General features: G+C 64.7%; 3 protein-coding genes and 1 pseudogene. All 4 read left to right on the forward strand.

Going from position 1 to position 2,159, the window contains the following annotated elements:
* A pseudogene (locus A2J02_RS28390) lies at positions 1-216 on the forward strand (hypothetical protein); the annotation flags it as partial.
* Positions 194-640: a hypothetical protein gene (locus tag A2J02_RS20315; protein WP_156516317.1), complete on the forward strand. Its 447-nt coding sequence runs from the start codon at positions 194-196 to the stop codon at positions 638-640. The pseudogene A2J02_RS28390 and the gene A2J02_RS20315, both read left to right, overlap by 23 nt.
* Positions 641-643: 3 nt before the next feature.
* Complete coding sequence (locus A2J02_RS20320) at positions 644-1,321, forward strand: class F sortase (protein ID WP_068052738.1); 678 nt, start codon at positions 644-646, stop codon at positions 1,319-1,321.
* A gap of 102 nt (positions 1,322-1,423) precedes the next feature.
* A partial coding sequence (locus tag A2J02_RS20325) for a glycosyltransferase family 39 protein (RefSeq protein ID WP_197478085.1) occupies positions 1,424-2,159 on the forward strand: 736 nt, incomplete at its 3' end.

Consider the following 2,159-nt stretch of genomic DNA (forward strand, 5'->3'; position numbering starts at 1 on the left):
CACCGAGCCGCCCGTGACCACCACACCTCCGATTACGACCACGCCTCCGGTGACCACCACATCTCCGGAGACCACGACGCCTCCGGTGACCACGACATCTCCGGAGACCACGACGCCTCCGGTGACCACGACATCTCCGGAGACCACCACGCCGCCCGTGACCACGACATCTCCGGTGACCACCACGCCGCCCGTGACCACGACATCTCCGGGTGATGGTGGCGGTACGCCGGGTGATGGTGGCGGTACGCCGCCGATCGTCATCGAGGTGCCGCCGATTCCGGGTGTGCCGCCGGTGATCACCATCCCGCCGATCCCGGGTGTCCCGAACGTGCCGAACCAGCCGAACGTGCCGAACCAGCCGAACGTGCCGAATCAGCCGAACGTGCCGAATCAGCCGAATGTGCCGAATCAGCCCAACACGCCTGATCAGCCGATCACACCGGGTGGCCCGGATCAGCCGGGCACGTACAACCCCGGTGGCCAGATCACACAGATCCCGAACGGTGGTGTCGACACCGGTGACGGCAGTACCGTGAACCGTTCGACTGCAACGTCGTTCGCTCCGATGTGGACATTGCTGGCGGTACTCGCGGTCGGTGCTTTCTCTGCCTTGGCTCTGACTCGTCGTCGGAACTGATCGGTGAGACCTACCGTCGAGGTATCGGTACCTCCGGCCGAATCCGCCCGCACCACGACCCGTCATCGGGTCGTGGTGCGGGCGGTGGCAGCGGCGTTCCTCATGCTGCTGTTCCTGGTTACCGGGTGTGCAACGCCGTCGGATACCGTTCCCCTGCAGACTGATTCGACGTCCTCGGCTTCTTCTGCTCCTGCAGCCGTCGCCCCGACAGACGAGGTTGTCGCCGAATCGTCGGTCGCCGGGTCACCGCCTGCGCGCCTCGAGATAGGTGCGATCGGCGTCGACTCCGATGTGATGGGTCTGGGTCTGCGTCCGGACGGCACGATGGAAGTTCCCCCGGGCGGTTTCCCGGCCGGTTGGTACACCGGGTCGCCGGTTCCGGGGCAACTGGGACCGTCGATCGTTGCGGGGCATGTGGATTGGGACGGCAGCCCCGGCGTTTTCTACCGGCTCCGCGATCTCCGACAGGGCGACGATGTCACCGTCGTCAGCCAGGACGGAAACACTGTCCGGTTCGTCGTCAGCGCGGTGGAGCAGTACCCGAAGGATGCGTTCCCCACCGACAAGGTGTACGGAGACATCGATCACTCAGGCCTGCGTTTGATCACCTGTGGTGGCCAATTCGATTCGGACATATCGAGTTACGACGACAACATCGTCGTGTACGCAGATCGCGTCTGAACCAGCTCTTTCGCTCACAGCAAGTTCGCAGGCTGCTCCCAGCCGGGCCGACGGTCCATCGCACACTCTCGTAGTCGACAACTTCGACGAACAGGATGTGCGATGACTGCCCAACTCGACCGACCGGCCGCGATGCCTCCGTCGCACGCCCGCCAGCCGTCCTGGCAGACCACGTGGTGGTATCGCCGCCGGCACCTGCTCGGTCTGCTGATTCTGCTCGCGGCCACGGCAACGCTGTACCTGTGGAACCTGACGGCAAGTGGATACGCGAACACGTTCTACGCCGCCGCGGTGCAGGCCGGTACCAAGGACTGGACTGCGTGGTTCTTCGGATCCCTCGACTCCGAGAACTTCATCACCGTGGACAAGCCACCGGCCGCACTGTGGGTGATGGGACTGTCGGCTCGTGTGTTCGGGTTCTCGAGCTTCAGTTTGCTTCTGCCGCAGGCATTGATGGGTGTCGCCTCGGTCGCGACGGTGTATGCTGCGGTCAAGCGTGTCGCGAACCCCATGGCCGGTTTGCTCGCCGGCTTCACCCTGGCATCGGTGCCGGCGGCGGCGTTGATGTTCAACTTCGACAATCCCGACGCGCTGCTGGTGTTGCTCATGACACTCGGCGGCTACTTCGTCGTGCGATCTTTGCAGACAGCTGCCGGACGACGGGCCGCGATGTGGCTCGCTTTTGCCGGCGTGGCGCTGGGGTTCGCGTTCCTCACGAAGATGCTGCAGGGGCTGCTGGTGTTGCCGGCGTTCGGTCTCACGTATCTCGTTGCAGGACAGGCTCAGTTGCGGGCCAGATTGCTGCACCTGGTCGGGGCCTCGGCCGCTCTCGTGGTCG

Origin of the sequence: Rhodococcus sp. EPR-147 (assembly GCF_001647185.1) — a bacterium.
Classification (GTDB): domain Bacteria; phylum Actinomycetota; class Actinomycetes; order Mycobacteriales; family Mycobacteriaceae; genus Rhodococcoides.